Genomic DNA, 25124 nt, shown 5'->3' with positions numbered 1-25124 from the left:
AGGAGCGGCCTTGTGTCGCGATGGGCCGCGCAGCGGCCCTTCTTCACCCGGGCTCTGCCTCTTGCCCCCGAACAACCGGCTTCTCCAGCCGGCCCTCCAAGCTCTCCCAATCCTCGCCAAACAGCTCTATCGGATGCATTGTTCGATCTGCACCGTTGCCACAGGCTAGGGCTTTGGCTGGGCAGTAGAGGTCGCAGCCCCAGCAGATACGCTCGGGATGGCTGGGGTTTGTGGGGAATTTCTTGGCCATGGGGTGCTTCCCTCAAGGGCTGCCTGAAAACAGGCTATGCCTCATGGCTGCAGGGAGCTTGATCGAAATCAAACGCTGCAGTAATTGCACGAGCACGCTGAGGGGGAAGGCTGCAGTCTTTTGGCGACTGCAGGGTGTTTGATGTGGGTATTCAAAGAAAAACGGTACAAACAAAAGAGGCCCACCTTTCGGTGAGCCTTTTTGATACTGCGTATGGTGCCGGCACCAGGAATCGAACCCGGGACCTACTGATTACAAGTCAGTTGCTCTACCATCTGAGCTATACCGGCAATGGGGCGTCATTATAGCGATCGTTTGGCGCCTGTAAACCACTTCCTTGCGATTGTTCGCAAAAGACCTAAGTTACCGGCCCAAAAGGAGAATTTTCTTACCAGCCGCGGTGGATGGTGTTGACGCTTGGCTCGCTTTTGCCTGGGTTGAAGAACAGCTTGTCATTGTCGCAGCCGCGTTTGCGGCAAGGGCTTTCGGTGCGCAGGGGCAGGCCGTTATCACCGCCCAGCTGCATGCCGGGGTGGTTCCAGCCCAGGTTGCTGTTGGCGTGGGGCGCGGTGCCGTTGGTGCAGCCGGTCAGGGCCAGAGCGAAGGTCAACAGGGCGAGGGGGGTGGCTCGGGTCACGATGGTCAAGTCCGTTGGTCCATTGTCGGTTCTGGCGCAACGCCAGAAGGTCGCGGGGCTGGCGGGCAGCGCGCGACGTCACTTTTTAATGATTTGGGGGGCGGATGATACACCGTTACGGCGGTTGGGCATTAGCCTTGTGTTGCCTGTCAGGCGCTCTTCGCGGGAATTCTCACACCCATAAATGACCGCGCAAACAGCGCTTGCATCAACCACAAGAAATGTTTATGCACAAGTGGCATTGCCGACTTGCGCGAAAGGCATGCCGGATCGCTACGCCGCTGGTCTTTGCGCAAACGCCTGTTTTTGTTGGGCTTGACGCGTAAGCTGGAATAAGCCAAGCGCTTGAAATAGCGCTGGCTCCAACAGGTAATCACAAGCTTGTTCACAGACTTATCCACAGGTTGTGCTGCGGCTAACGGTCGCGTTCCGCAAGGATGAGCAGGTTGCGCGGGGTCAGTGGGTAGTCGCAAAACAGGCCAAGGCGCACCTCATAGCCTTGTTCTTCGAGAAACAGGGCGCGATCGAGCACCAGCCATAGTTCCAGCGGCCGGCGGAATAGGTTGCGCACGCGCTCCAGGTTGCGTACCTCGGCCAGGCGCTGCCAGCCCGCGGCCTCCAGGGCGGCCCAATCCGGGTTGCCGTGCAAAGGCAGTTGTTTCAGATCTGCCAGGTCGCGGCAGTAGTGCTCGAAAGGCTTTTCCAGCCAGGCTACCGGCAGCGACGGCGTCGGCAGGTATTCGCTGCTCTGGCGCTGCTGGCGTTGTAGCAGGTCGAAGCCCAGGCGCCGGGCCATCGAGGTGTCGCGCTGGCGCCGCACGCGGGCGCCAGCGGTGACGGTTTCGCTCAAGGGCAGGCCCAGGTCGTCCAGCGACAGCTGCAAGTTGGACGCTTGCGCGGCTGTGGATAACGCCTGGTATTGCTGCACGGCTGTGCGGTTGTAGCAGCAGGGGGCTACGGCCAACTGCCGGCAACCTTGCCGGCTGGCCAGTTGCATCAGGCGTACATGCAGGTCGCCACAGGCGTGCAGGGCGACCACGCTCTTGTCGCCTGCCAGGTGGCGGACGCTGTCGCTGGCCATCACATCCTGGTGCACATGCTGCGCTGGCACGTGGTGGTGCGCGCTCAGGGCCTGGCCGGCGGCGACCAGGTCGGCGTCGTACTCAAGGCAGGTCAGTTGCTGGCCGGGTTGCAACAGGCGGCGGCCCAGGTGGCCTTTGCCGGAGCACCAGTCCAGCCAGTGTTGCGGCGGTTCACGGAAGGCCAGGTGGCTGGCGAAGGCTTCGATCTGCTGCCATTTGCGGCCGGGGACAGCAACGTCCAGGCGGTGGGCGGCGGAGGGTAGAGCGCTCTGAGGGAGGCTGCCAAGGGTGGAGAGCTGCTGGGCTTGCTGGGCCAGTTGCGGGAATGGGGCGGGCAAGTGGTCAGCGGTACTATCGGCTTCGGCGTCTGCCAGGGAGCATTGGCGCAGGTGGGTGGCCAGTTCGGGGTGGGTGGTTTCCCAGCCCAGGTGCAGGGTAGTGAAGGGGCGGGGTTTCCACAGCTGTTGGTGCTCGATCAGGAACTGGTCGAGTGCCTGGAAGCGGGTGCTTAGGTGATGGCTGTGGAGGTGACTGGGCATGGGAGGACGTGTGTTGGGTTTTAGGGCCTCTTCGCGGTTGCACCCGCGAAGAGGCCGGGACGGCTCAGCGGCCTTGGCAGGCATCCACGCGCAACCAGCGCTCCAGCAGCTTGAAGCCCTGCACCAGCAAGAACGAGATCACCAGGTAGAACACCCCGGCCGCGAAGAAGATTTCCACCGGCAGGTAGGTCCGCGCAATGATGGTACGGGCCATGCCGGTCAGTTCCAGCAGGGTCACGGTACTGGCCAGGGCGCTGGCCTTGAGCATCAGGATCACTTCGTTGCTGTACGCCGGCAGGCCGATGCGCGCAGCACGTGGCAGCATGATGTAGAACAGTGCCTTGCCCCGTGACATGCCCAGCGCGCGTGCCGCTTCGATCTCGCCCTTGGGGATCGACTGCAGCGCGCCACGCAGGATCTCGGCGATGTACGCGGCGGTGTGCAGGGTCATGGTCAGCACCGTGCACCAGAACGGATCGCGCAGGTACGGCCACAGCGAGCTGGAGCGCACGGCATCGAACTGCGCCAGGCCGTAGTAGACCAGGAACAGCTGCACCAACAGTGGCGTACCACGGAAGAAGAAGATGTAGCTGAACGGCACCGCACGCACGTACCAATGGCGTGAGGAGCGGGCGATGCCCAGCGGGATGGCCAGGATCAACCCGGCAACCACGGCAATGGCCACCAGCTCCAGGGTAAGGGTTGCGCCTTCGGCCAGGCGTGGCAGCCATTTGAAGATGACTTCCCAATTCATTATTCGGCCCTCGCAAAGCCGCGAGCGGCGCGTTTTTCCATGAAGTGCATGCCGGTCATGGCAAGGACGGTCAGGCCCAGGTAAATGCAGGCCGCGACCATGTAGAAGGTGAACGGCTCTTTGGTCACGGTCACGCCTATCTGCGAATGACGCATGATCTCTTCAAGGCCGATTACCGACACCAGTGCGGTGTCCTTCATCAGGATCATGAACAGGTTGCCAAGGCCGGGCAGGGCGATGCGCCACATCTGCGGGAGGATGATCCGCGACAGGATGCGGCCCTTGGACAGGCCCAGTGCCAGGCCCGCTTCACGGTGGCCCTTGGGAATCGCCAGGATGGCGCCACGGAACACCTCGGTGGCATAGGCGCCGAAGCACAGGCCCAGGGCGATCACGCCGGCCGCGAAGGCAATCAGCTCAAGGCCAGGCATGTTCAGGGCTTCGCCGAGGCTGTTCATCAGCCCGACGGTGCCGAAATAGATAAGCAGCACCCACAGCAGTTCGGGCACGCCGCGAACCAGGGTCGAGTAAAAGCCGCCAAGCCATTGCAGCGGCTTGAGCGGGGAGGTCTTGGCCAGGGCGCCGAGCAGGCCCAGCACCAGCCCCAGCAGCAAGGCGCAAAGCGCCAGTTTTACGGTCATCAAGGTGCCGGCCATCATGGCCGGACCGAATCCGTGCAGGTCGATATTCATGGGCAGGTCATTCTAGGGACTGGCGCGCCGCAAGGGCGCGCCGGTCAGGGCGGGTCATTCGATGCTGAACGGGAAGTACTTGTCGTTGATCTTCTTGTACGTGCCGTCGGCTTTGATTTCTGCCAGGGCTTTGTTCAGGTCGTCGCGCAGCTTGGTGTCACCTTTGCGCACGGCAATGCCGATCTTGTCGCTGTCCATCACCGGCTCGCCCTTGAACTCGAAGTTCGAGCCGTCTTTGCTCTTCAGCCACTCGTACTGTACGTACTTGTCGGCCAGGATGCCGTCGATGCGGCCGGACACCAGGTCCAGGTAGGCGTTTTCCTGGGTGTCGTACAGCTTCACGTCGACGCCCTTGAAGTTGTCTTCAAGGTAGGTGCCGGCCAGGGTGGCGCGCTGGGTGCCGATGGACTTGCCTTTCAGCGACGCTGCGTCAGTCTTGAAGTCGACGTTTTTCGGCGCGATGAATTGCAGCTTGTTGGAGTAGTACGGCTCGGTGAAGTCCACGGCCTGCTTGCGCTCGTCGGTGATCGACAGCGACGACACCAGGAAGTCGAACTTCTTGGCGTTCAGAGCCGGGATGATGCCGTCCCAGTCGGAGGTAACGACCGAGCATTCGACTTTCATCTTGGCGCACAGGGCGTCACCGATGTCTTTGTCGAAACCAACCACGTTACCGCTGGCATCCTTGTTGTTGAACGGTGGGTAGGCGGCTTCGATACCCATGCGCAGTTTTTCTGCGGCCATGGCGTTTGCCGACATCACCAGCGTGGCAGCAGCTGCCAGGAGGAACTTCTTGTAAGTGTGCATGTATTGCTCCGTTAGCGGTGGCTGGACATGAATTGCTTGCAACGCGCCGAGGTCGGGTTTTCGAAGACCTGCTGCGGCGATCCCTGCTCTTCGACCAGGCCTTGGTGCAGGAAGACGACTTCACTGGACACATGGCGGGCAAAGCTCATCTCGTGCGTCACCAGCAGCATGGTACGGCCTTCTTCGGCCAATGCGCGGATAACGTTTAGCACTTCCTGGACCATTTCCGGATCGAGCGCCGAGGTGGGCTCGTCGAACAGGATCACTTTGGGCTTCATGGCCAGGGTACGGGCAATGGCGGCGCGCTGTTGCTGGCCACCGGAAAGCTGGGCGGGGTAGCTGTGGCGCTTGTCGTAGATGCCGACCTTGTTCAGCAGCGCTTCGGCGGCTTCGATGGCCTCGGCCTTGCTTTGGCCGAGCACGCGGCGTGGCGCCTCGATGATGTTGTCGAGGATCGACATGTGCGGCCACAGGTTGAAGTTCTGGAAGACAAAGCCGATTTCGCTGCGCAGGCGATTGATCTGGCGGTTGTCGGCTGCGACCAGGTCGCCGTTCTTGGCGGCCTTGAGCTTGAGGGCTTCGCCGGCGACCAGGATTTCGCCCTGGTGCGGGTTCTCGAGCAGGTTGATGCAGCGCAGCAGGGTGGACTTGCCGGAGCCGGACGACCCCAGGATGGAGATCACGTCACCGTCGCGTGCGGTCAGCGAAATGCCCTTGAGAATTTCCTGCTCGCCGTAGCGTTTGTGCAGATTGCGGATTTCCAGCGCGGGCGTGGCCTGAGCCATGTGCGGTCCTCATGTGTTCGGGTGCGTTCCCAGCTATTGGCGGCCTTCCTGGCGTGCGCCAAGCTAGCATAGCGGCATTATGACGGCCAACAGGGTCGCCGGGGACTGTGGGCACTGGTGGGGCAGTTTGTCGCATCGCTACAGCGTAACGTCGCGCAGATGTCCGCGAAGGTGTCGCCCAGCACCAGAGCCTTGATGAAAAAAGGCGCGATGGTGCCACCTTTGGGCCGCTCATGGAAGCGGTTTTGGCCCATTGGCGGGGTAAAGCCGACCTTTAGGTCAAACGATTCCAGTGGGGGCAGGTTTACCCGCGAATGCGTCGCTAGCTTTAAAGGTTGTACCTCAAGGTTGCACTTTTTTGCATTGCGGTGGTGCACAGGTGTTACCGGGGAGCACCTGTGGTGCATTTGTAAGTGGGTATTTCAGTAATCCGATGATTTGGTGCTCTTTCGGTCAAGTCTTGGCCGAAAGCCCTCCAAGCCGCGTCCTAAAAGGCCCGCAGAAACTTCTGACGAATGCATTCAGCACATGGCGCGCTTATTGCCAGTAGGAAACCGCCGATTGCAGCGACGCCTAGGCCAACCCTTGGTGCGCTTTGTACCCGCAGTCGGAGTGGTCCACTCCTTACAAAGGTAGTTTCAATGAGCGGTAACAATTCCAATGACCTCGCTCAGGGGCTCAAACAACGGCATGTGACCATGCTGTCCATCGCTGGCGTCATCGGTGCCGGCCTGTTCGTAGGCTCCGGCCACGCCATCGCAGCTGCCGGCCCTGCCGTGCTGCTGGCATATGCCGCCGCCGGTACCCTGGTGGTGCTGGTGATGCGCATGTTGGGTGAAATGGCTGTCGCCTCGCCTGACACCGGTTCGTTCTCCACATATGCCGACCGCGCCATCGGGCGCTGGGCCGGTTTCACCATTGGCTGGCTGTACTGGTGGTTCTGGGTGCTGGTGATACCGCTGGAGGCCAATGCCGCCGCAGCCATCCTGCATGCGTGGTTCCCTGCGGTCGACCTGTGGGCATTCTCCCTCATCATTACCTTGGCGCTGACGCTGACCAACCTGTGCAGCGTTAAGAACTACGGTGAGTTCGAGTTCTGGTTCGCCCTGCTCAAGGTGCTGGCGATCATCGGCTTCATCGCCGTGGGCTGTGCTGCCTTGTTCGGCTTCGTGCCAAACAGTCAGGTGAGCGGTGCCAGCCACCTGTTCGATACCCAAGGTTTCATGCCGAACGGCCTGGGCGCCGTGCTGGCCGCGATGCTGACCACCATGTTCTCGTTCATGGGTACTGAAATCGTCACCATCGCCGCTGCCGAGTCGAAGGACCCGGGCAAGCAGATCAGCCGTGCCACCAATTCGGTGATCTGGCGTATCTGCCTGTTCTACCTGGTGTCGATCTTCCTGGTCGTGGCCTTGGTGCCTTGGAACGACCCAGCGCTGGCCGAAACCGGTTCCTACCAGACCGTGCTGAGCCGTATCGGCGTACCGAATGCCAAGCTGATCGTCGACATCGTGGTGTTGATCGCGGTGACCAGCTGCCTGAACTCGGCGCTGTACACTTCGTCGCGCATGCTGTTCTCGCTGAGCAAGCGTGGCGACGCACCGGCCATCGCCCAGCGCACCACCAAGGCGGCTACCCCGCACGTGGCGGTTTTGCTGTCCACGGCAGCGGCGTTCCTTTGCGTGTTCGCCAACTTCGTGGCCCCGGCCCAGGTGTTCGAGTTCCTGCTGGCCAGTTCGGGCGCCATTGCGCTGCTGGTGTACCTGGTGATTGCCGTGTCGCAGTTGCGCATGCGTGCCCAGCGTGAAGCCCGCGGCGAGAAAATCACATTCAAGATGTGGCTGTTCCCGGGCCTGACCTGGGCGACCATTGCCTTCATCGTTGCCATTTTGGTGGTAATGGCGTTGCGTGAAGATCACCGCGCCGAAATCATCGCGACTGCGCTGCTGAGTATTGGTGTGGTGGCAGCTGGCTTGCTGGTGCACCGCAAGCGTGAGGCTGCCGGACGGGTGGCGCTGGATAACTGATCCGCGCTGGCTGAAATGAAAAGGCCGTGCCCTGTGAGGGGCACGGCCTTTTTCGTTGGCAGGTTAAACGGCCCTGTCAGCCGAACTGCTTCTGCTGTTGCTGCTGCTTGGCAACCAGTTCGGAAGCGGCGATATAGGCCTCCTGGAACTCATCGCTCTCCAGCCAGGCCATGGTGGCCTCTTCGTCAGCGCCGTCCAGCCATTTGCGGTAGGCGTTGAACACCAGCACGATGTAGTCGGTGGCGTGCTCTTCCTTGTGCCCCTTGAGTACCAGGGCCAGTAGCGGGTCCACCAGGAACACCGAGATCATCGGTACCAGGCCGCCCTCCTGGGCTTCCTTCATCTTGTTGAACATCGCGTCGTAGCTGCCCGACTCCATGGCCTTGTTGTACACCTGCTCGACGCTGGCGCTGTCGCCGGCACTGGCCTTGACCGCCTGGCCGCTGCGCACCATGCGGTTCTGCTTGGCCTTGCTGGCGGCGCGTTTGGCGCGTTTCTGTTGCTTGGTAGGGGTGGCCATGGGGTGAATCCTTGGGGTGTTCGGAAATTGCGCGTATTGAAGCGCAGCTGCCTCGGCGTTTCAACTCGCCAGCGGGGCGGACTCATCCTCTTCGAACCCGTGCGATGCCCTGCCGACCAGTAGCTCATCCGGCGCATGGGCCACACTATGGTCCTTGCCCGGGTAGTCCAGTGAGTGCAGGAAGTGGCGGATGCAGTTGAGCCGCGCACGCTTCTTGTCATCGGACTTGATCACTGTCCACGGCGCATCGGCAGTGTCGGTATGGAAGAACATCGCCTCCTTGGCGGCGGTGTAGTCTTCCCACTTGTCCAGCGACTTGATGTCGATAGGTGACAGCTTCCAGTGCTTGAGCGGGTCGTCGCGGCGCGAGATGAAGCGGCGCAGCTGCTCTTCGCGGTTCACCGAAAACCAGTACTTGAACAGCAGGATGCCGCTGTTGCACAGCATGCGCTCAAGGTCCGGCGCCTGGCGCATGAATTCCAGGTACTGCAGTGGCGTGCAGAACTCCATCACCTTCTCTACCCCGGCGCGGTTGTACCAGGAGCGGTCGAAGAACACCATTTCACCCGCCGTGGGCAGGTGCTGGATATAGCGCTGGAAATACCACTGGCCCTGCTCCTGCTCGGAAGGCTTCTCGAGCGCAACGATTCGAGCGCCACGTGGGTTGAGGTGCTCCATGAAGCGCTTGATGGTGCCGCCCTTGCCGGCGGCATCGCGCCCCTCGAACAGAATCACCACACGTTGGCCGGTGTCCTTTACCCAGCTCTGCACCTTCAGCAGCTCTATCTGTAGCGCGTGCTTGGCCTTCTCGTAGTCCTGGCGGCGCAGCCGGGTGCGGTAGGGGTAGCTGGCCGGCAGGCGCGCCGAGGTGCTGTCTTCATTGCTGCCCTTGGGGGCGGTAGCCACTTCCAGCGCTGCGGGTTGCTGGCTGATGCGGGTGATCGTCGGTTCCGGCTTGCGCTGGCGTGGGCGGCGCGTGCGGACTGGGGTGACGGCAGGTTCGCCGGGGGCGGGGAGCAGTAGGGGGGATTCTTCGCTCATGGGGTCCTTGCTAGTCGATTCGGATGTCCGTCCTCGATTATGAAGGTGAGCGAATGGTGGCTACTTGATGCTGGTCAATGAGCAAAAATCACAGGCAACAAAAAACCCGCACTAGGCGGGTTTCTTGTTGTCGCTTCGGGTAACTTTGCAACCACCAGAAGCTTGAAGGTGGTGCCCAGAGACGGAGTCGAACCGCCGACACGAGGATTTTCAATCCTCTGCTCTACCGACTGAGCTATCTGGGCGACGAGGTGAATTAAATAGATTTCCGGACCGCTCGTCAACGACTTTTTGAAAAAATTTTAAATTAATTCCGTCGCTTACGATTTTTGGGGTCATTCGGCCGGTGGAACGTAGCCTTCGGCCTGGGCGTATTCTTCGCCGGCGAAAAACTTGTCCATCTCGGCCTGGAGGAATTTGCGGTCCTCGGCGTTCATCATGTTCAGGCGCTTTTCGTTGATCAGCATGGTCTGGTGCTTCTGCCAGTCAGCCCAGGCTTTCTGCGAGATGTGTTCGAAGATGTCCTGGCCCTTGGCGCCTGGGTAGGGCGGGCGTTCCAGGCCTGGGAGTTCTTCTTGGTACTTGCGGCACATCACGGTGCGGGTCATCGGGCGTCTCCTGCAATCAGTTCGTCGGCCGCGCGTTCAAGCAGCTTTTTTACCGGGGCGGCAAGGCCCAGGCGCGGCGGGGTGGCGAGGTTATACCAGAGCCAGTCGGCCTCGGCCATGTGCTCGCCGACCGGGTCGACGCGCACCAGCCAGGGCTCGATCGCCAGCTGGAAGTGGCTGAAGGTGTGGGTCAGGCCATCCATGGCGTGGCTGCCAGCCAGGCGTAGGCCGTGCTGATAGGCCAGGTCTTCGAGTTGGGCAATGTCATCCAGCTCCGGCAGGCTCCACAAACCACCCCACAGGCCGCTGGAGGGGCGGCGATACAACAGGATGGCGCCTTCGGGGTTGGTCAGCAGAGGCATCAGGGTGCGCCGTTGCGGCAGCGCTTTGCGCGGCTTGGGCTCGGGGTAGCGGGTTTCTTCACCGTGCAGGTGCGCTTCGCAGCCGCGCTGCAGCGGGCAGATCAGGCAGCTGGGCTTGCTGCGCGTGCACAGCGTGGCGCCCATGTCCATCATCGCCTGGGTGTAGTGGTTGGCGCGCAATTGTGGGGTGAAGCGCTCGGCGGTGGCCCACAGCTGGTTGGCCACCTTGGGCTCGCCGGGGTAGCCCGCCTGGGCGCTGTAGCGGGCCAGCACGCGCTTGACGTTGCCGTCGAGGATCGGCGCGCGGATGCCCATGCTGATGCTGGCGATGGCACCTGCCGTGGAGCGGCCGATGCCGGGCAGCTCGGTAAGCTGCTCGACACTGCGCGGGAATTCGCCGCCATGTTGTTCGACGACGATCTTCGCGGCCTTTTGCAGGTTGCGGGCACGGGTGTAGTAGCCCAGCCCGGTCCACAGGTGCAGCACTTCGTCCTCCGGCGCCTCAGCCAGGGCCTGCACGGTCGGCAGGGCCTGCATGAAGCGGTCGAAGTAGTTGAGCACGGTGCTGACCTGGGTCTGCTGCAGCATGATTTCTGACACCCATACCCGGTACGGGGTGATGCCCTGTTGCCAGGGCAGGTCGTGCCGGCCGTGCTCGTCATACCAATCCAGCACAGCGCTGGAGAACTGCTCGGGGCTCATCGCTTGAACAGCCCCTTGAGCGCGTCTTTCACTTCCGGGCTCACTTTGTCTCCAAGTTTTTCTTCAAGCTTTTCGTCGATCTTGTCTTGCAGGCGGTTGCCGGCCAGCTTGGCCGCCACCTTGCCCAGGCCGTTCTGGTCCAGGCGGCAGGCCTTGGCGCCAAGTTCCAGCGGGCCGCGGCAGCGCAGCGGCACTTCAACGCCAACATACCGTTCGTTGACCTGGCAGGCAGGGTCCGGCATGGCGCGCTGGTCGCCTTCGACGATCACACCCACGTTGTAGTCCATGCCCAGCACGCGCAGGTCGAGGTCGCCATGGCCGTTGACGGTCAGGCCTGGGATGCGGGCCTTGAGGTCCGGGTTGCTGGCGACGCCATTGCGTACCACGAGGCTGCCGCGCAGCTCCTGGAACGGGGTGTCCTTGCCGCGTGGTTCGCCGCTCAGGGTTTTGCGGTTGAGGGTGGCGATGGCCTGGCACAGCTGCTGTTCTAGGTTGGCATTGACCAGCACACCGTCGTTGATGGTGAAGTTTGCGCTGCCGTTCAGGGTGTCGACCAGTGCCTTCTGGCTGTTACCGGTGGCCGTCAGATCACTGGTCAGGGTCAGCAGGCCCTTGACCGGTGGCGTCTGCTCCTTGCCTTCGGTCTTGATGAAGTGCTCCACCGGCACCCGTTGGATGTTGGTGTTCACGCCCAGTTGTGGCACGGCAGGGCGCACGTCGACCGTGCCCTTGGCTTCGAAGGTGCCGTTGTACAGTTCGCCGCGCAGGGTTTGCAGGGTCAACAGGCCAGCTTGGCCAATGGCCTTGAGCTGGGCGTCTTCGATCGGCAACTTGTCCAGGGTCAACGAACCGAAGGCCAGGTCGGCCTGCAGGTCGAGGGCGCGCAGGCGGTCCACCGGCAGCAGTTTGTCGTCGCTCCAGGCCACCTGAGTCGGGGCATTGGGCAGTGGCGTGGTGCCGGCACCGGCCACGGCGCTGGCTTCCTGTTGCTTCACCTCGGCCTGGCGCGCAGCGGTGGCGCCCTTGGCTTCTTCGCTCTTGGCCGGCAGGTAGCGGTCGGCGTCGAAGGTGTCGCCTTTGAGCTGCAGGCGCAGGGCCTGCTTGGCGAAGTCTTCGACGGCCACGCGGCCGCTGAAGGTGCTGTCGTCCAGCTTCACCGCCAGGTCTTCCAGGGCCAGGCTGTTGGGCGTGCCCTGCAGGCGAGTCACCAGCTCCAGCTTGGCGAAGGCGGCCGGGTCGTTGGTGGCCGGCAGTGGGCGGCCGATGCTGTCGAGGAAGGTGCGCAGGTTGAACTGGGCGATGGACAGACCGCCGCTCAGCTGGGGTGCCTTGTCCAGGTCACGCAGGTTCAGCTCACCGAGGGCGCGCAGCTGGTTGGCGGAGACTTTCAGGCCGTTCCACGAAGCCACATTGGCAGCCAGGTCTACCAGCAGTTGGCCTTGGGCGGCAAAGGTCACGGTCTTGCCACCAGTGGGTTCACCCGAGGTTTCGCCCGACAGGCGCATGTCTTCGAAGTTGTAGCGCTTGAGCTTGCGGTCGAAGCGCAGTTCGCCGGCCAGCTCGGTGCGGGCCTTGATGCTCGGTTGGCTGGCGCTGATGAAGGCGCTGGCCTTGAGCGGAATGTTGGCGCCTTCATGGACCGGGCCGGTGCTCAGCTGGATGCTTTCGGCGCTATAGCTTTGGCCGGTCTTGGCATCGGTGTACTGCACGCGGGCGTTGTTCACGGTCAGGCTGTCGATGTCCAGCTTGACGGCGCGGTCGTTGTTGTCGGCGGTCGTGGGCTTCTGCTCGGCAGGTGGCTGCGCGGGTGCACCGGCGGTTGTGCCGTTTTGCGCAGGCAGCGGCTTGCCGATGTCTTCCCAGTTGCCATGGCCCTGTTCGTCACGCGCCAGGGTCAGGTTCAGGCCTTCGACGCGTACATCGCTCATTTGCACTTCGCGGCGCAGCAATGGCAGTACACGGACCGAAAGGCCGAGCATCTGCAGGTCGGCGAACGGTTCCTTGGGTTTGGCCAAGGTGGCGATGCTGGCTTCGTGCAGCTCCAGGCCCAGCCATGGGAACAGGCTCCAGCCGATATCGCCGTTGAGGGTCAGCTCCACGTGAGCCTTGTCGCGTGCCAGCTGGCGAATCTCGTCTTTGTAGTCGTTGGGATCAAAGAGGTGGGTCAGGGCGAAGCCCAGCGCCACGATGATCAGCAGCAACCCGAGAAGCCCCAGTCCCAGGATTTTGCCGAACGCTTTCATGGGCGAGTCCTTGTAGTCCGTTAGTGAAATTCAGGCGGCAGAGTATAACGCCGCGAGGGTTGTCCCTGCGTATTCGACCAGAGATACAGGGCATATCCTACGTTTTCAGCAGATGGTACGGCTTTCGGCGGGCAGATGTTCGCCTGTGCCGGCCTCTTCGCGGGTTTACCCGCGAAGAGGCTGGCACAGGAAAGAGGACCGTTTCAGCCAAGCAATAAATCACGATATCAGATTGCTTTCACGCTACTTGGCTCTGCTAACCTTGCGCCGCTTTGCGAGCACCCTCCCTATAACAAGGATCAGATCCATGACCAGTACCGTCGCGACGGGCTCCTCGGCCAGTGCGCCAGGCTTCCTGTCGAAGGAGCGCATCATCGCCCGCCCGGGCTTCAACCGCTGGCTGGTGCCACCCGCCGCCCTGGCCATTCACTTGTGCATCGGCATGGCCTATGGCTTCTCGGTGTTCTGGTTGCCTTTGTCGCAAGCCCTCGGCATCACCGCCCCCGTTGCCTGTGCCGCAGACATGAGCTTCATGGCCCGGATGTTCAGCGCCGAATGCGACTGGCCGATCTCGATGCTGAGCTGGATCTACACCCTGTTCTTCGTCTTTCTCGGCTGCTCGGCGGCGGTGCTGGGCGGTTGGCTGGAGCACGCCGGCCCGCGCAAGGCTGGCCTGGTTTCGGCCCTGTGCTGGTGTGGCGGCATGCTGCTTTCGGCAATCGGCGTGAAAACCCACCAGCTATGGCTGATGTGGCTGGGCTCCGGCGTGATTGGCGGTATCGGCCTGGGATTGGGCTATATCTCGCCAGTGTCGACCCTGATCAAGTGGTTCCCGGACAAGCGCGGCATGGCCACCGGCATGGCGATCATGGGCTTTGGCGGCGGGGCCATGGTGGGTGCACCGCTGGCCACCGCGCTGATGGGGCATTTTGGCAACGAGCATGAAGTTGGCGTGTGGCAGAGCTTCGTCGCCATGGCGGCGATCTACTTCGTGTTCATGACTGCCGGCGCTCTGGCATATCGTGTCCCGCCGACCGGCTGGAAGCCTGAAGGCTGGACGGCCCCGGTGAAAAAGGCCGGCAACGCCATGGTCACCGACCGTCACGTGCACGTCAGCGTGGCCTGGAAGACGCCTCAGTTTGCGCTGATCTGGCTGGTGTTGTGCCTGAACGTGTCGGCAGGCATCGGCATTCTTGGCATGGCTTCGCCGCTGCTGCAGGAGGTGTTCGCCGGCAAGCTGCTGGGCAACGAACTGACCTTCAGCCAGCTGAACACTGCCCAGCTGGCGCAAATTGCCGCGATCGCTGCCGGTTTCACCGGCTTGCTGAGCCTGTTCAACATTGGCGGGCGGTTCTTCTGGGCGTCGTTCTCCGACTACATCGGCCGCAAGAACACCTACTTCGCTTTCTTCGCCTTGGGCGTTGGCCTTTACAGCCTGGTGCCGAACATGGGGCACTTGGGTAACGTGGCGCTGTTCGTGGCCGCGTTCTGCATCATCCTGTCGATGTATGGTGGCGGTTTCGCGACCGTGCCGGCGTACCTGGCTGACCTGTTCGGTACGCAGATGGTCGGCGCCATTCATGGTCGTCTGCTGACGGCCTGGGCGGCGGCGGGGGTGCTGGGGCCGGTGTTGATCACTTACCTGCGTGAGTCTCAGTTGGCCGCGGGTGTGGAGCGGGCAGCGGCTTACGACATGACCTTGTACATCCTCGCTGGCCTGCTGGTGCTGGGCTTTATCTGCAACATGCTGGTACGCCCGGTGGCCGACAAGCATTTCATGAGCGATGCAGAGCTGGCCGCCGAGCGGGCGTTGAGCCATGACAAGGGCGCCGACAGTGCACGCTCGCTGGAGTGGAAAGCGGCGCCGGGCAGCCTGCCACTGGTGCTGCTGGCCTGGGCTGTGGTGGTCGTGCCGTTGGCCTGGGGGGTGTGGGTAACCTTGCAGAAGACAGCTGTGCTGTTCCACTGAGCCGCTCCTTTGGGGTTGCAAGGCAGCCCCAATTACCTGGTTGTATAGACCTGTAGCGGCATCTAGCCCGCGTAATTCCTCGCTTTGCCATATGTCATCCGCGTTTCAAGCTGGCGCGTTCTGGGCCTATAATGGAGCCCTTTTCGCCCAATGATTTTGCGGAGCTGGTGATGGTCGAACGTAAGGCTTCCGTCGAGCGCAATACCCTGGAAACCCAGGTCAAGTGCTCGATCAACCTCGATGGCAGTGGCAAGGCCCGATTCGATATCGGTGTGCCTTTCCTTGAACACATGCTGGACCAGATCGCCCGCCATGGGCTGATCGATCTGGATATCGAGTGCAAGGGTGACACGCATATCGACGATCACCATACCGTCGAAGACGTTGGCATTACCCTGGGCATGGCATTCGCCCAGGCCATCGGTGACAAGAAAGGCATCTTCCGCTACGGCCATGCCTACGTGCCGCTGGACGAAGCGCTGTCGCGCGTGGTCATCGACTTTTCTGGCCGCCCAGGCCTGCAGATGCACGTGCCGTATACCCGCGCCAGCGTTGGTGGCTTCGATGTCGACCTGTTCCAGGAGTTTTTCCAGGGTTTCGTCAACCATGCCCTGGTCACCCTGCACATCGACAACCTGCGTGGCCACAACACCCACCACCAGATCGAAACCGTGTTCAAGGCTTTCGGCCGTGCTCTGCGCATGGCCATTACCCTCGACGAGCGCATGGCCGGGCAGATGCCTTCCACCAAAGGGTGCCTGTAAATGCAGACGGTAGCCGTAATCGACTATGGCATGGGCAACCTGCACTCGGTGGCCAAGGCGCTTGAGCACGTAGGTGCCGGTAAGGTGTTGGTCACCAGCGATGCCGCAGTGATCCGCGAGGCCGACCGCGTGGTGTTCCCAGGTGTGGGTGCGATTCGCGACTGCATGGCCGAAATCCGCCGCCTGGGCTTCGACAGCCTGGTACGTGAAGTCAGCCAGGACCGCCCGTTCCTCGGTATCTGCGTCGGTATGCAGGCGCTGCTCGAACACAGCGAAGAAAACACCGGTGTCGATTGCATCGGTCTGTTTCCCGGCCAGGTGCGTTTCTTCGGCAAAGACCTGCAAGAAGACGGCGAGCACCTGAAGGTGCCGCACATGGGCTGGAACGAAGTTGCCCAGACCATCGACCACCCGCTGTGGCACGACATCCCCGACCGCGCACGTTTCTACTTCGTGCACAGCTACTACATCAATGCCGGCAAGCCGGGCCAGGTGGTCGGTCGCGGCCACTATGGCGTCGATTTCGCCGCCGCGCTGGCTGATGGCTCGCGCTTTGCCGTGCAGTTCCACCCGGAGAAGAGCCATACCCATGGCCTGCAGTTGCTGCAGAACTTCGTCGCCTGGGACGGGCGCTGGTAAATGAGCAGGTCGAAGACCAAGGCCCCGATCATGACCCTGGCCCCCGAGCAGGAGCGCGATGCGCTCGACACGCTCAAGCGCTTCCTTGAAGACCGCTTCGAGCTGCAGCTGGGGTCGTTCGAGGTGGCCGAAGTCCTCGAGCTGTTCACCAAGGAAATTGCACCCCATTACTACAACAGGGCGATTGCCGATGTTCAGCTGCACCTCAAGGAGCGGTTCGAGAGCATCGAAAGCGACCTGTGGGCACTCGAGAAGCCCTGAAACCCAACAAATAGACAGGTTCCCAAGATGCTGATTATCCCCGCTATCGATCTGAAGGACGGTGCCTGCGTGCGCCTGCGCCAGGGCCGCATGGAAGACTCCACGGTATTTTCCGACGACCCGGTGAGCATGGCCGCCAAGTGGGTCGAGGGTGGCTGCCGCCGCCTGCACCTGGTCGACCTCAACGGCGCTTTCGAAGGCCAACCGGTCAACGGTGAAGTGGTTACCGCCATTGCCAAACGTTACCCGACTCTGCCGATCCAGATCGGCGGCGGTATCCGTTCGCTGGATACCATCGAGCACTACGTCAAGGCTGGCGTCAGCTACGTGATCATCGGCACCAAGGCGGTCAAGCAGCCCGAGTTCGTCGCCGAAGCGTGCAAGGCCTTCCCAGGCAAGGTCATCGTTGGCCTGGATGCCAAGGACGGCTTCGTCGCCACCGACGGCTGGGCCGAAGTCAGCTCGGTGCAGGTCATCGACCTGGCCAAGCGTTTCGAGGCCGATGGCGTCTCGGCGATCGTCTACACCGACATCGCCAAGGACGGCATGATGCAGGGCTGCAACGTGCCGTTCACCAAGGCGCTGGCCGAAGCCACCCGCATTCCGGTGATCGCGTCTGGCGGCATTCACAACCTGGGCGACATCAAGGCCCTGCTCGACGCCAAGGCGCCAGGCATTGTCGGCGCCATCACAGGCCGTGCCATCTACGAAGGCACGCTCGATGTCGCCGAGGCCCAGGCCTTCTGCGACAACTACCAAGGCTGAGGACTGAACCATGGCACTGGCCAAGCGCATCATCCCTTGCCTGGACGTGGACAACGGCCGGGTGGTCAAGGGCGTCAAGTTCGAGAACATCCGTGATGCCGGCGACCCGGTGGAAATCGCCCGTCGGTACAACGAGCAGGGTGCCGACGAAATCACTTTCCTCGACATCACCGCCAGCGTCGATGGCCGCGACACTACCCTGCATACCGTCGAGCGCATGGCCAGCCAGGTGTTCATCCCGCTGACCGTGGGCGGTGGCGTGCGTACCGTGCAGGACATCCGTAACCTGCTCAACGCCGGTGCCGACAAGGTTTCGATCAACACGGCTGCGGTGTTCAACCCGGAGTTCGTGGGCGAGGCTGCGGACCGTTTCGGTTCGCAGTGCATCGTTGTCGCCATCGATGCCAAGAAAGTGTCCGGGCCGGGTGAAACGCCGCGCTGGGAGATTTTCACCCACGGTGGGCGCAAGCCGACTGGCCTGGATGCAGTGGAGTGGGCGAAGAAGATGGAAGGCCTGGGTGCAGGCGAGATTCTGCTCACCAGCATGGACCAGGACGGCATGAAGAACGGCTTCGACCTGGGCGTTACCCGTGCCATCAGTGATGCGCTGGGTATTCCGGTGATTGCCTCGGGTGGTGTGGGCAACCTGCAGCACCTGGCTGACGGTATTCTGGAAGGGCATGCCAGCGCGGTGCTGGCGGCCAGTATCTTCCACTTTGGCGAGTACACGGTACCGGAAGCCAAGGCCTACATGGCTTCGCGCGGGATCGTCGTTCGCTGACAGATCGCTGGGAGGGCTTTGCCCTCCTATCGCGACACAAGGCCGCTCCTACAGGGTAATGCGTATCTCTGTAGGAGCGGCCTTGTGTCGCGATGGGCCGCAACGCGGCCCCAATTGCATCACCCGTGATTCTTGCCGAGCAACGCGTGATAAAGCTCGGTATCCCCAAGAATCCCCACCACCCTGTCGTTATCCTGCAGCACCAGCTTGTTGCCAGTCTGATAACGAATCTGCAGCGCCTCGCGCATGCCGATGTCGGCGTGCACCACGGTCGGTCTGCGCTCCAGCAGCTCCACATCCTGCCCCGGTGCCCAGTTCTGCATGTCCAGCCCGTTCTGGCCCTGGCGAGCACGCTTGAGCGCGCCGCCTTCGCCCAGGTCCAGCCACGAATCGATACCGGGGTCCAGGCACACCGAACCATTGACCCGCTTGCAGTTGTCCAGGCTGCGCATCAGGCTGCGGCCGCACAGCACGTTCAGCGGGTTGGTGTGGGCGACGAAGGTGCGCACGTATTCGTCGGCCGGGTTGAGCACGATTTCTTCCGGCTTGCTGTACTGGATGATCCGCCCGTCCTTCATGATCGCAATACGGGTACCCAGCTTCAGTGCCTCGTCCAGGTCATGGCTGACGAACACGATGGTCTTGCTCAGCTTGGCCTGCAGGCCCAGCAGTTCGTCCTGCAGGCCCTGGCGGATCAGCGGGTCGAGGGCCGAGAACGGTTCGTCCATCAACAGGATGTCGGCATCCATGGCCAGTGCACGGGCCAGGCCCACGCGCTGCTGCATGCCGCCTGACAGCTCGTCCGGCTTCTTGTTGCGCCATTGGGTCAGGCCCACCAGCTCAAGCTTCTCGTCGACCAGCTTGCGCCGTTCCTTTTCCGGGCGGCCCTGCATTTCCAAACCAAAGCTGATGTTCTCGCGCACCGTCAGCCAGGGCATCAGGGCGAACTTCTGGAACACCATGGCAATGCGCTTGGTGCGCATCATCTTCAGCTCGGCCGGGGAGCAGTGGGCAATGTCGATGTGCTTGCCTTCGTGCTCGACGAACAGCTTGCCACGGCTGACGGTGTTGAGGCCGTTGATGCAGCGCAGCAGGCTCGACTTGCCCGAGCCGGACAGGCCCATCAGCACGCAGATCTCGCCCTTGTTGATATCCAGGTTGGCCTTCTCGACGCCAACCACCAGGCCGGTCTGCTTGAGGATCTGCTCGCGGGTCTTGCCTTGGTCCAGCAGCGACAGCGCTTCGCGTGGCTTGTTGGAGAAAATGACGTCGACGTCTTCGAAACGAATGATGCTCATGCCTCACCCCTTACCGGCAGTTCCGGTTGCTTGCAGATACGGTCGAGCATGATCGCCAGCAGCACGATCGCCAGGCCCGCTTCGAAGCCCAGGGAGATATCGGCGGTGTTCAGTGCGTTGACCACAGGTTTGCCCAGGCCGTCAGCGCCGACCAGGGCGGCAATCACCACCATCGACAGCGACAGCATGATGCACTGGGTGACGCCGGCGGCGATGCTGGGCATCGCATGCGGCAGTTCGATACGGGTAAGCAGTTGGCGACGCGAGCAGCCAAAGGCCTTGCCGGCGTCCATCAGCTCTTGCGGCACGTCGCAGATGCCCAGGTAAGTCAGGCGAATAGGCGCGGCAATGGCGAATACCACGGTGGAGATCAGCCCCGGCACCACGCCCAGGCCGAACAGGGTCAGGGTTGGGATCAGGTAGACGAAGGTGGGCACCGTTTGCATCAGGTCGAGCACCGGCCGCATGGCGGTGTAGAACATCGGTTTGTGCGCGGCGAGGATGCCCAGCGGCACGCCGATTACCACGCACACCACCGTGGCGAAGGTGACCTGCGCCAGGGTTTCCATGGTTTCCTGCCAGTAGCCCAGGTTGAGGATCAACAGGAACGATAGGGCAACGAACACGGTCAGCGCCCATTTGCGCTGGATCAAGTGCGCCAGGGCGGCGAACAGGGCAATGAGAACGAACGGGTTGAACCAGGTCAGGGCGTTGGTGACGCCATGGATCATGAACTCCAGGCCTTGCGCGATGGCGTCGAAGTAATTCGCGCCGTTCTGGGTCAGCCACTCGACGAACGACGCGATGTACTGGCCCAGGGGTATTTTCTGATCGATAAGCATGATAGCGAGCTTCCACCTGCATAGATTGAAATCAACCCGGGGCAGGCACGGTCCTGCCCCGAGGTAGCGCTATTGCGTGGTTCGTTATTGCGTGAGCTTGGCCTTGGCCGCCTCCAGGCCAGGTTTGCCATCCACGGTGGTCACGCCGGCCAGCCAGGCATCCAGCTTGCCTGGGTTGTCCTTGATCCATTTCTTGGCGGCGGCTTCGGGTTTCATCTTGTCGTCCAGGACATAGCCCATCATGGTGCTTTCATCCTTGAGCTCGAACGACAGGTTCTTCAACAGCTGGCCAACGTTGCTGCACTCCTGCGCGTAGCCCTTGCGGGTGTTGGTCAGCACGGTGGCCTTGCCGAAGTCGGGGCCGAAGAATTCGTCCCCGCCGGTCAGGTACTGCATCTTGAAGCGGGTGTTCATCGGGTGCGGTTCCCAGCCCAGGAACACCAGCGCTTCGCCACGCTTCTGCGCGCGGTCGACCTGCGACAGCATGCCGGCCTCGCTCGATTGCACGATCTTGAAACCGGCGTCCTTCAGGCCGAAGGCGTTCTTGTCGATCATGCTCTGGATGGTGCGGTTGCCATCGTTGCCGGGTTCGATGCCGTAGATCTTGCTGTCGAGTTCTTTCTTGAACTTGGGAATATCGCTGAAATCCTTCAGGCCCTTGTCATACAGCGCCTGGGGCACGGCCAAGGTGTACTTGGCGTTTTCCAGGTTGGCGCGCACGGTTTCCACCGTGCCGGCGTCGCGGTACTGCTTGATGTCGTTTTCCATGGTCGGCATCCAGTTGCCGAGAAACACGTCCAGGTCCTTGCCGGTGGCCAGCGACTTGTAGGTCACCGGTACCGAGATCATGGTGGTGTGGGTTTTGTAACCCAGGGCTTCGAGCACAACGCTGGTGGTCGCGGTCGTGACTGTGATGTCGGTCCAGCCGACATCGGAGAAACGTACCGTCTGACACTGCTCGGGTTCGGCGGCCTGGGCCAGCAATGGCGTGGACAGCAACGCAACCAGCAACAGCGAGGGTGAACCTTTCATGGATGGACTCCTGTGATTTTGTCTTCGGGTTCGCGTGGGTCGCCGGGCTTTCTGAAGGTCCGGTCGACCAGGCCTGCAGAGGGCAGGATGCGTGGCCGTGCTTTACGAGTCGCTTTCGATAATCCTCCAGCGCCGGGCAATCGCCTACTGGTAGGGTCGTATCCAGTACGGAACGGGTCGTATCCAGTACGGGCGATGTCGCTTATGGATTTTTCCACCCCTTCGGCCGCATTTTTGCGTCACCAGGCCGCTGGAAAACGGCGTGGAGAAGGCAACGAACAGCGCGGCGCTGCTGGACAAAAGTACGTCGGTTGCAGACGGCGAGGGGGGCGGTAAAAGCCCGATGATGCTGGCATTCAAGGCGGCCCGCTGTTTCAGCCTAGCAGCTGCCCCGCCCTGCGCATGGCGCGCAGAGACAAGCCCAGCAAGAGGTGATTCGACAATGGCCATCAGCGTGTTCGACCTGTTCAAGATCGGTGTCGGGCCCTCCAGCTCCCACACCGTCGGCCCCATGCGTGCTGGCGCCCTGTTCGTTCAGGGCCTGCGCGAACGCGGCGAGCTGGAGCGTGTGAAACGGATCGAGGTGCGTCTTTACGGCTCGCTGTCGGCCACCGGTATCGGTCACGGCACCGACAACGCCACCATCATGGGCCTGATGGGCGAATGGCCTGACGCCATTGACCCGACCCAGATCGTGCCGCGCATCGCCGACCTGCGCGAAACCGACACCCTGCAGCTGGACGGCCGGCTACCCATCGAATTCGTCTGGGCCCGCGACATGCTGCTGCTGGACGAGAACTTGCCATACCACCCCAACGCCATGACCCTGATTGCCGAAGGCGAGCAGGGTGAGCTGCACCGCGACACCTACTACTCGGTGGGCGGCGGTTTCGTGGTCGATGCTGCCCAGGCCGCCAGCGGCGTGCTGGATGCCGACCAGACCGTGCTGCCGTACGACTTCAACAGCGCCGCGGAACTGCTGCGCCTGTGCAAGCAAAACGACCTCAGCGTGTCGCAATTGATGATGGCCAACGAGAAGGTCTGGCGCAGCGAGCAAGAGATTCGCGCAGGCCTGCACAAGCTCTGGGAGGCCATGCAGGAATGCGTCAACAACGGCCTCAAGTACGAAGGCACGCTACCTGGCGGGCTGAATGTGCGCCGCCGCGCCGCCAAGCTGCACCGCAGCCTGCAGGAAATCGGCAAGCCCAACGTCATCGGCTCGACCATGAGCGCCATGGAGTGGGTCAACTTGTTCGCCCTGGCGGTCAACGAAGAAAACGCCGCCGGCGGGCGCATGGTCACCGCGCCTACCAATGGCGCGGCCGGGATCATTCCGGCGGTATTGCACTACTACATGCGTTTTAGCGATGAAGTGGACGAGTCGAGCGTGGTCGACTTCTTCCTCGGTGCTGCTGCGGTGGGCATCTTGTGCAAGAAGAACGCTTCGATCTCCGGTGCCGAAGTGGGGTGCCAGGGTGAAGTCGGCTCGGCCTGTGCCATGGCTGCAGCGGGCCTTGCCGAAGTGCTCGGGGCTACCCCGCCACAAGTGGAAAACGCTGCTGAAATTGCCCTGGAGCACAACCTCGGCCTGACCTGCGACCCGGTCGGCGGGCTGGTGCAGGTGCCGTGCATCGAGCGCAACGCGATTGCTGCGGTAAAGGCCATCAACGCGGTGCAGATGGCCTTGCGCGGGGACGGTGAGCACTTCATTTCTCTCGACCAGGTAATCCGCACCATGCGCGATACCGGGGCCGACATGCACGACAAGTACAAAGAAACCTCGCGCGGTGGCCTGGCTGTCAGTGCTATCGAATGCTAATGGTTTGATCCCCCCTCAAGGGCCTCTTCGCGGTTTTACCCGCGAAGAGGCCCTTGAGGTTGATGCAGGTGCAGCACAATCACCAATGCCTCTTTATGGTGCGCACGACGCCTACCGATCGTCGGGTGTCGTTATCAGTACTCGTGTTGTCGGTGACACTCAAGAGTGTCGTTTCTGGGCAACCTACACTGCGCGTGTCACCAAATTGCTCAGCCGTTACACGCATGGCGCCTAGCACGCCCGTTTGCGAACACCAGGCCAACTCGATCAAAGCACCTGATTTGCCGAATAAAGGCGTCGTTTTCAGGTTTTTTTGGATAGCCGTTCAATTTCAGGCACGGCGTTTGCGTTGATATTGGCCACCAAGCCCCGGCACATGAATCGGGGCAATAACAAGAAATCAGTGCCCGCCTGAGGCACACCCTGCATTTGTGTGAGGAGAAATCGCGATGACGTCGTACACCTCCGGGAACCCAACCCAGAACCGCACAGCACCCCAGTCCATCGGGTTTCTTCTATTGGACAACTTCACCCTGATTTCCCTGGCATCGGCCGTCGAGCCGCTGCGCATGGCCAACCAGCTGTCTGGGCGCGAGTTGTATCGCTGGCACACCCTGACGGTCGACGGTGGCCAGGTATGGGCCAGCGATGGCTTGCAGATCACCCCGGATGCCGCCATCAGCAATGCACCGCCCATCGACACCGTGATCGTCTGCGGCGGGGTTGGCATTCAGCGGTCGGTCACCCGTGAACACGTTACCTGGCTGCAAGCCCAGGCCCGTCAGTCGCGCAGGCTGGGCGCGGTATGCACCGGCAGCTGGGCGCTGGCCTGCGCCGGCCTGCTCGATGGCTTCGACTGCAGCGTGCACTGGGAATGCCTGGCCGCGATGCAGGAGGCCTTCCCGCGGGTGAACATGAGCACCCGCCTGTTCACCCTTGACCGTAACCGCTTCACCAGCTCCGGTGGCACCGCGCCGCTGGACATGATGCTTCACCTGATCAGCCGCGATCATGGCCGCGAATTGTCGGCGGCCATTTCCGAGATGTTCGTCTACGAGCGCATCCGCAACGAGCAGGACCACCAGCGCGTGCCGCTCAAGCACATGCTCGGCACCAACCAGCCGAAGCTGCAGGAAATCGTCGCGCTGATGGAGGCCAACCTCGAAGAGCCGATCGACCTGGACGAACTGGCGGTGTACGTGTCGGTGTCGCGACGCCAGCTCGAGCGGCTGTTCCAGAAGTACCTGCACTGCTCGCCGTCGCGCTACTACCTGAAGCTGCGGCTGATCCGTGCGCGCCAGTTGCTGAAGCAGACGCCGATGTCGATCATCGAAGTGGCATCGGTGTGTGGCTTTGTGTCGACCCCGCACTTCTCCAAGTGCTACCGCGAGTACTTCGGTATTCCGCCGCGTGACGAGCGCGTGGGCTCCAACACCGCCCAGCAGGTGGCGATGATGCCGATCCCGCAGGCCATGACCCTGTCGCCGCACAGCGGGCCGATGGCGGCCCTGAGCCAGGCGCGCAACGAATCGACGTTTGCCAGTGTAAGGCTATGAAACAGCACTGGCCTCTTCGCGGGTAAACCCGCGAAGAGGCCAGTGCAGGAAAACTCGATCAAGCGCGCTTGTTGAACTGCGCCAACGCCGGCAACAGCTGTTTGTCGATGGCTTGGCGCACCGCCGGCAGAATCGTCGCACTACCGGTATACATCTGCTCCACCATCCCCTTCAGCGCCCGTGCATTGGGCTCGGTCAGCCCACGCACCACCGCTTCGCAGGCCTGTTCGGCACTGGCCCCGGCGGGTATCTCGAACCCGCGTGCGCGCAGGTGGCCTGCCAGGTCGTCCTGATCAATCAAATCCGCATGCATCATGGCTGTTGTCCCTTTTATCGCTAAGAGAGTGCT

General features: G+C 62.0%; 25 protein-coding genes and 2 tRNA genes. 9 read left to right on the top strand and 18 right to left on the bottom strand.

The genetic code is table 11. The features are described 5' to 3' along the window. Positions 1-43: 43 nt before the first annotated feature. The 8 genes from Q9451_RS29395 to Q9451_RS29360 all read right to left on the bottom strand — a co-directional run bounded on the left by Q9451_RS29395 (position 44) and on the right by Q9451_RS29360 (position 5546). A complete protein-coding gene (locus tag Q9451_RS29395) occupies positions 44-250 on the bottom strand; it encodes a DUF3079 domain-containing protein (RefSeq protein WP_012270079.1) in 207 nt (68 codons plus the stop codon). Positions 251-464: 214 nt separating this feature from the next. Then, a tRNA-Thr gene (locus tag Q9451_RS29390) sits at positions 465-540 on the bottom strand. A gap of 98 nt (positions 541-638) precedes the next feature. Beyond that, complete coding sequence (locus Q9451_RS29385) at positions 639-887, bottom strand: hypothetical protein (RefSeq protein WP_012270080.1); 249 nt, start codon at positions 885-887, stop codon at positions 639-641. A 415-nt stretch (positions 888-1302) separates the two neighbouring features. Next, entirely contained in the window at positions 1303-2508 is a 1206-nt protein-coding gene (locus Q9451_RS29380; RefSeq protein ID WP_012270082.1) for a methyltransferase, read from the bottom strand. A 64-nt stretch (positions 2509-2572) separates the two neighbouring features. Then, positions 2573-3262: an ABC transporter permease gene (locus Q9451_RS29375; RefSeq protein WP_012270083.1), complete on the bottom strand. Its 690-nt coding sequence runs from the start codon at positions 3260-3262 to the stop codon at positions 2573-2575. Then, positions 3262-3954 (bottom strand): ABC transporter permease, encoded by a 693-nt coding sequence (locus tag Q9451_RS29370; RefSeq protein ID WP_345960832.1) that lies wholly within the window; start codon positions 3952-3954, stop codon positions 3262-3264. The genes Q9451_RS29375 and Q9451_RS29370 overlap by 1 nt, the downstream gene beginning before the upstream one ends. A gap of 54 nt (positions 3955-4008) precedes the next feature. Further along, on the bottom strand, positions 4009-4761 hold the full coding sequence (locus tag Q9451_RS29365) for an ABC transporter substrate-binding protein (RefSeq protein ID WP_012270084.1): 753 nt from the start codon (positions 4759-4761) through the stop codon (positions 4009-4011). An 11-nt stretch (positions 4762-4772) separates the two neighbouring features. Beyond that, positions 4773-5546, bottom strand: coding sequence for an ABC transporter ATP-binding protein (locus tag Q9451_RS29360; protein WP_003257472.1), 774 nt, complete (start codon positions 5544-5546; stop codon positions 4773-4775). 641 nt (positions 5547-6187) lie between these two features. Between Q9451_RS29360 and gabP the strand changes: the two genes are divergently transcribed. Then, a complete protein-coding gene (gene gabP, locus Q9451_RS29355) occupies positions 6188-7573 on the top strand; it encodes a GABA permease (RefSeq protein ID WP_012270085.1) in 1386 nt (461 codons plus the stop codon). A gap of 76 nt (positions 7574-7649) precedes the next feature. Here gabP and Q9451_RS29350 read toward each other — a convergent pair whose 3' ends face one another. From Q9451_RS29350 to Q9451_RS29325, 6 genes are all read right to left on the bottom strand, one after another. After that, positions 7650-8093 (bottom strand): hypothetical protein, encoded by a 444-nt coding sequence (locus Q9451_RS29350; protein ID WP_012270086.1) that lies wholly within the window; start codon positions 8091-8093, stop codon positions 7650-7652. Positions 8094-8153: 60 nt separating this feature from the next. Continuing rightward, positions 8154-9134, bottom strand: a complete 981-nt coding sequence (gene ppk2, locus Q9451_RS29345) for a polyphosphate kinase 2 (protein WP_012270087.1) — start codon at positions 9132-9134, stop codon at positions 8154-8156. A gap of 169 nt (positions 9135-9303) precedes the next feature. Next, a tRNA-Phe gene (locus tag Q9451_RS29340) sits at positions 9304-9379 on the bottom strand. Positions 9380-9469: 90 nt separating this feature from the next. Next, the gene (locus tag Q9451_RS29335) at positions 9470-9742 is read right to left on the bottom strand and encodes an oxidative damage protection protein (protein ID WP_003255742.1); all 273 of its coding nucleotides are present in this window, start codon (positions 9740-9742) and stop codon (positions 9470-9472) included. After that, positions 9739-10806 carry an A/G-specific adenine glycosylase gene (gene mutY / locus Q9451_RS29330; RefSeq protein WP_060493522.1) on the bottom strand — a complete coding sequence of 356 codons (1068 nt, stop codon included), beginning with the start codon at positions 10804-10806 and terminating at the stop codon, positions 9739-9741. Before mutY ends, Q9451_RS29335 begins: the two co-directional genes overlap by 4 nt. Continuing rightward, on the bottom strand, positions 10803-13049 hold the full coding sequence (locus Q9451_RS29325; RefSeq protein ID WP_012270089.1) for an AsmA family protein: 2247 nt from the start codon (positions 13047-13049) through the stop codon (positions 10803-10805). Before Q9451_RS29325 ends, mutY begins: the two co-directional genes overlap by 4 nt. A 307-nt stretch (positions 13050-13356) precedes the next feature. Between Q9451_RS29325 and Q9451_RS29320 the strand changes: the two genes are divergently transcribed. The 6 genes from Q9451_RS29320 to hisF all read left to right on the top strand — a co-directional run bounded on the left by Q9451_RS29320 (position 13357) and on the right by hisF (position 18228). Beyond that, on the top strand, positions 13357-15018 hold the full coding sequence (locus tag Q9451_RS29320; protein ID WP_012270090.1) for an OFA family MFS transporter: 1662 nt from the start codon (positions 13357-13359) through the stop codon (positions 15016-15018). A gap of 170 nt (positions 15019-15188) precedes the next feature. Further along, on the top strand, positions 15189-15782 hold the full coding sequence (hisB, locus tag Q9451_RS29315) for an imidazoleglycerol-phosphate dehydratase HisB (protein WP_003255736.1): 594 nt from the start codon (positions 15189-15191) through the stop codon (positions 15780-15782). Continuing rightward, positions 15783-16421: an imidazole glycerol phosphate synthase subunit HisH gene (hisH, locus tag Q9451_RS29310; RefSeq protein ID WP_012270092.1), complete on the top strand. Its 639-nt coding sequence runs from the start codon at positions 15783-15785 to the stop codon at positions 16419-16421. Next, positions 16422-16682, top strand: coding sequence for a DUF2164 domain-containing protein (locus tag Q9451_RS29305; protein WP_012270093.1), 261 nt, complete (start codon positions 16422-16424; stop codon positions 16680-16682). Between the two features lie 27 nt (positions 16683-16709). Further along, positions 16710-17447: a 1-(5-phosphoribosyl)-5-[(5-phosphoribosylamino)methylideneamino]imidazole-4-carboxamide isomerase gene (gene hisA / locus Q9451_RS29300; protein WP_012270094.1), complete on the top strand. Its 738-nt coding sequence runs from the start codon at positions 16710-16712 to the stop codon at positions 17445-17447. Positions 17448-17457: 10 nt separating this feature from the next. Further along, positions 17458-18228 (top strand): imidazole glycerol phosphate synthase subunit HisF, encoded by a 771-nt coding sequence (gene hisF / locus Q9451_RS29295; protein ID WP_008091498.1) that lies wholly within the window; start codon positions 17458-17460, stop codon positions 18226-18228. A 119-nt stretch (positions 18229-18347) separates the two neighbouring features. Here the strand turns inward: hisF and choV are convergent, their stop codons facing one another. The 3 genes from choV to Q9451_RS29280 form a co-directional block, all read right to left on the bottom strand. Then, positions 18348-19526: a choline ABC transporter ATP-binding protein gene (gene choV, locus Q9451_RS29290; protein WP_012270095.1), complete on the bottom strand. Its 1179-nt coding sequence runs from the start codon at positions 19524-19526 to the stop codon at positions 18348-18350. After that, positions 19523-20371, bottom strand: coding sequence for a choline ABC transporter permease subunit (gene choW / locus Q9451_RS29285; protein WP_171577239.1), 849 nt, complete (start codon positions 20369-20371; stop codon positions 19523-19525). Before choW ends, choV begins: the two co-directional genes overlap by 4 nt. 81 nt (positions 20372-20452) lie before the next feature. Next, positions 20453-21400 carry a choline ABC transporter substrate-binding protein gene (locus Q9451_RS29280; protein WP_012270097.1) on the bottom strand — a complete coding sequence of 316 codons (948 nt, stop codon included), beginning with the start codon at positions 21398-21400 and terminating at the stop codon, positions 20453-20455. Positions 21401-21842: 442 nt separating this feature from the next. Between Q9451_RS29280 and Q9451_RS29275 the strand changes: the two genes are divergently transcribed. Both Q9451_RS29275 and Q9451_RS29270 read left to right on the top strand, forming a co-directional pair. Beyond that, the gene (locus Q9451_RS29275) at positions 21843-23219 is read left to right on the top strand and encodes an L-serine ammonia-lyase (protein ID WP_012270098.1); all 1377 of its coding nucleotides are present in this window, start codon (positions 21843-21845) and stop codon (positions 23217-23219) included. Between the two features lie 449 nt (positions 23220-23668). After that, complete coding sequence (locus Q9451_RS29270) at positions 23669-24775, top strand: GlxA family transcriptional regulator (RefSeq protein WP_012270099.1); 1107 nt, start codon at positions 23669-23671, stop codon at positions 24773-24775. Between the two features lie 58 nt (positions 24776-24833). Here Q9451_RS29270 and Q9451_RS29265 read toward each other — a convergent pair whose 3' ends face one another. Next, a complete protein-coding gene (locus Q9451_RS29265) occupies positions 24834-25091 on the bottom strand; it encodes a hypothetical protein (protein WP_012270100.1) in 258 nt (85 codons plus the stop codon). Positions 25092-25124 lie beyond the last annotated feature (33 nt).

It is taken from the genome of Pseudomonas sp. NY8896, from assembly GCF_039634505.1.
The sequence above is the reverse complement of the archived record's forward strand: the minus strand, read 5'-3'. Positions and strand labels throughout refer to the sequence as shown.

What these genes read in the sequence shown, in the direction of transcription:
- Q9451_RS29395 (WP_012270079.1), bottom strand. Translation starts at nt 250, where the DNA reads ATGGCCAAGAAATTCCCCACAAACCCCAGCCATCCCGAGCGTATCTGC.
- Q9451_RS29380 (WP_012270082.1), bottom strand. Translation starts at nt 2,508, where the DNA reads ATGCCCAGTCACCTCCACAGCCATCACCTAAGCACCCGCTTCCAGGCA.
- Q9451_RS29375 (WP_012270083.1), bottom strand. Translation starts at nt 3,262, where the DNA reads ATGAATTGGGAAGTCATCTTCAAATGGCTGCCACGCCTGGCCGAAGGC.
- Q9451_RS29370 (WP_345960832.1), bottom strand. Translation starts at nt 3,954, where the DNA reads ATGAATATCGACCTGCACGGATTCGGTCCGGCCATGATGGCCGGCACC.
- Q9451_RS29365 (WP_012270084.1), bottom strand. Translation starts at nt 4,761, where the DNA reads ATGCACACTTACAAGAAGTTCCTCCTGGCAGCTGCTGCCACGCTGGTG.
- Q9451_RS29360 (WP_003257472.1), bottom strand. Translation starts at nt 5,546, where the DNA reads ATGGCTCAGGCCACGCCCGCGCTGGAAATCCGCAATCTGCACAAACGC.
- gabP (WP_012270085.1), top strand. Translation starts at nt 6,188, where the DNA reads ATGAGCGGTAACAATTCCAATGACCTCGCTCAGGGGCTCAAACAACGG.
- Q9451_RS29350 (WP_012270086.1), bottom strand. Translation starts at nt 8,093, where the DNA reads ATGGCCACCCCTACCAAGCAACAGAAACGCGCCAAACGCGCCGCCAGC.
- ppk2 (WP_012270087.1), bottom strand. Translation starts at nt 9,134, where the DNA reads ATGAGCGAAGAATCCCCCCTACTGCTCCCCGCCCCCGGCGAACCTGCC.
- Q9451_RS29335 (WP_003255742.1), bottom strand. Translation starts at nt 9,742, where the DNA reads ATGACCCGCACCGTGATGTGCCGCAAGTACCAAGAAGAACTCCCAGGC.
- mutY (WP_060493522.1), bottom strand. Translation starts at nt 10,806, where the DNA reads ATGAGCCCCGAGCAGTTCTCCAGCGCTGTGCTGGATTGGTATGACGAG.
- Q9451_RS29325 (WP_012270089.1), bottom strand. Translation starts at nt 13,049, where the DNA reads ATGAAAGCGTTCGGCAAAATCCTGGGACTGGGGCTTCTCGGGTTGCTG.
- Q9451_RS29320 (WP_012270090.1), top strand. Translation starts at nt 13,357, where the DNA reads ATGACCAGTACCGTCGCGACGGGCTCCTCGGCCAGTGCGCCAGGCTTC.
- hisB (WP_003255736.1), top strand. Translation starts at nt 15,189, where the DNA reads ATGGTCGAACGTAAGGCTTCCGTCGAGCGCAATACCCTGGAAACCCAG.
- hisH (WP_012270092.1), top strand. Translation starts at nt 15,783, where the DNA reads ATGCAGACGGTAGCCGTAATCGACTATGGCATGGGCAACCTGCACTCG.
- Q9451_RS29305 (WP_012270093.1), top strand. Translation starts at nt 16,422, where the DNA reads ATGAGCAGGTCGAAGACCAAGGCCCCGATCATGACCCTGGCCCCCGAG.
- hisA (WP_012270094.1), top strand. Translation starts at nt 16,710, where the DNA reads ATGCTGATTATCCCCGCTATCGATCTGAAGGACGGTGCCTGCGTGCGC.
- hisF (WP_008091498.1), top strand. Translation starts at nt 17,458, where the DNA reads ATGGCACTGGCCAAGCGCATCATCCCTTGCCTGGACGTGGACAACGGC.
- choV (WP_012270095.1), bottom strand. Translation starts at nt 19,526, where the DNA reads ATGAGCATCATTCGTTTCGAAGACGTCGACGTCATTTTCTCCAACAAG.
- Q9451_RS29280 (WP_012270097.1), bottom strand. Translation starts at nt 21,400, where the DNA reads ATGAAAGGTTCACCCTCGCTGTTGCTGGTTGCGTTGCTGTCCACGCCA.
- Q9451_RS29275 (WP_012270098.1), top strand. Translation starts at nt 21,843, where the DNA reads ATGGCCATCAGCGTGTTCGACCTGTTCAAGATCGGTGTCGGGCCCTCC.
- Q9451_RS29270 (WP_012270099.1), top strand. Translation starts at nt 23,669, where the DNA reads ATGACGTCGTACACCTCCGGGAACCCAACCCAGAACCGCACAGCACCC.
- Q9451_RS29265 (WP_012270100.1), bottom strand. Translation starts at nt 25,091, where the DNA reads ATGATGCATGCGGATTTGATTGATCAGGACGACCTGGCAGGCCACCTG.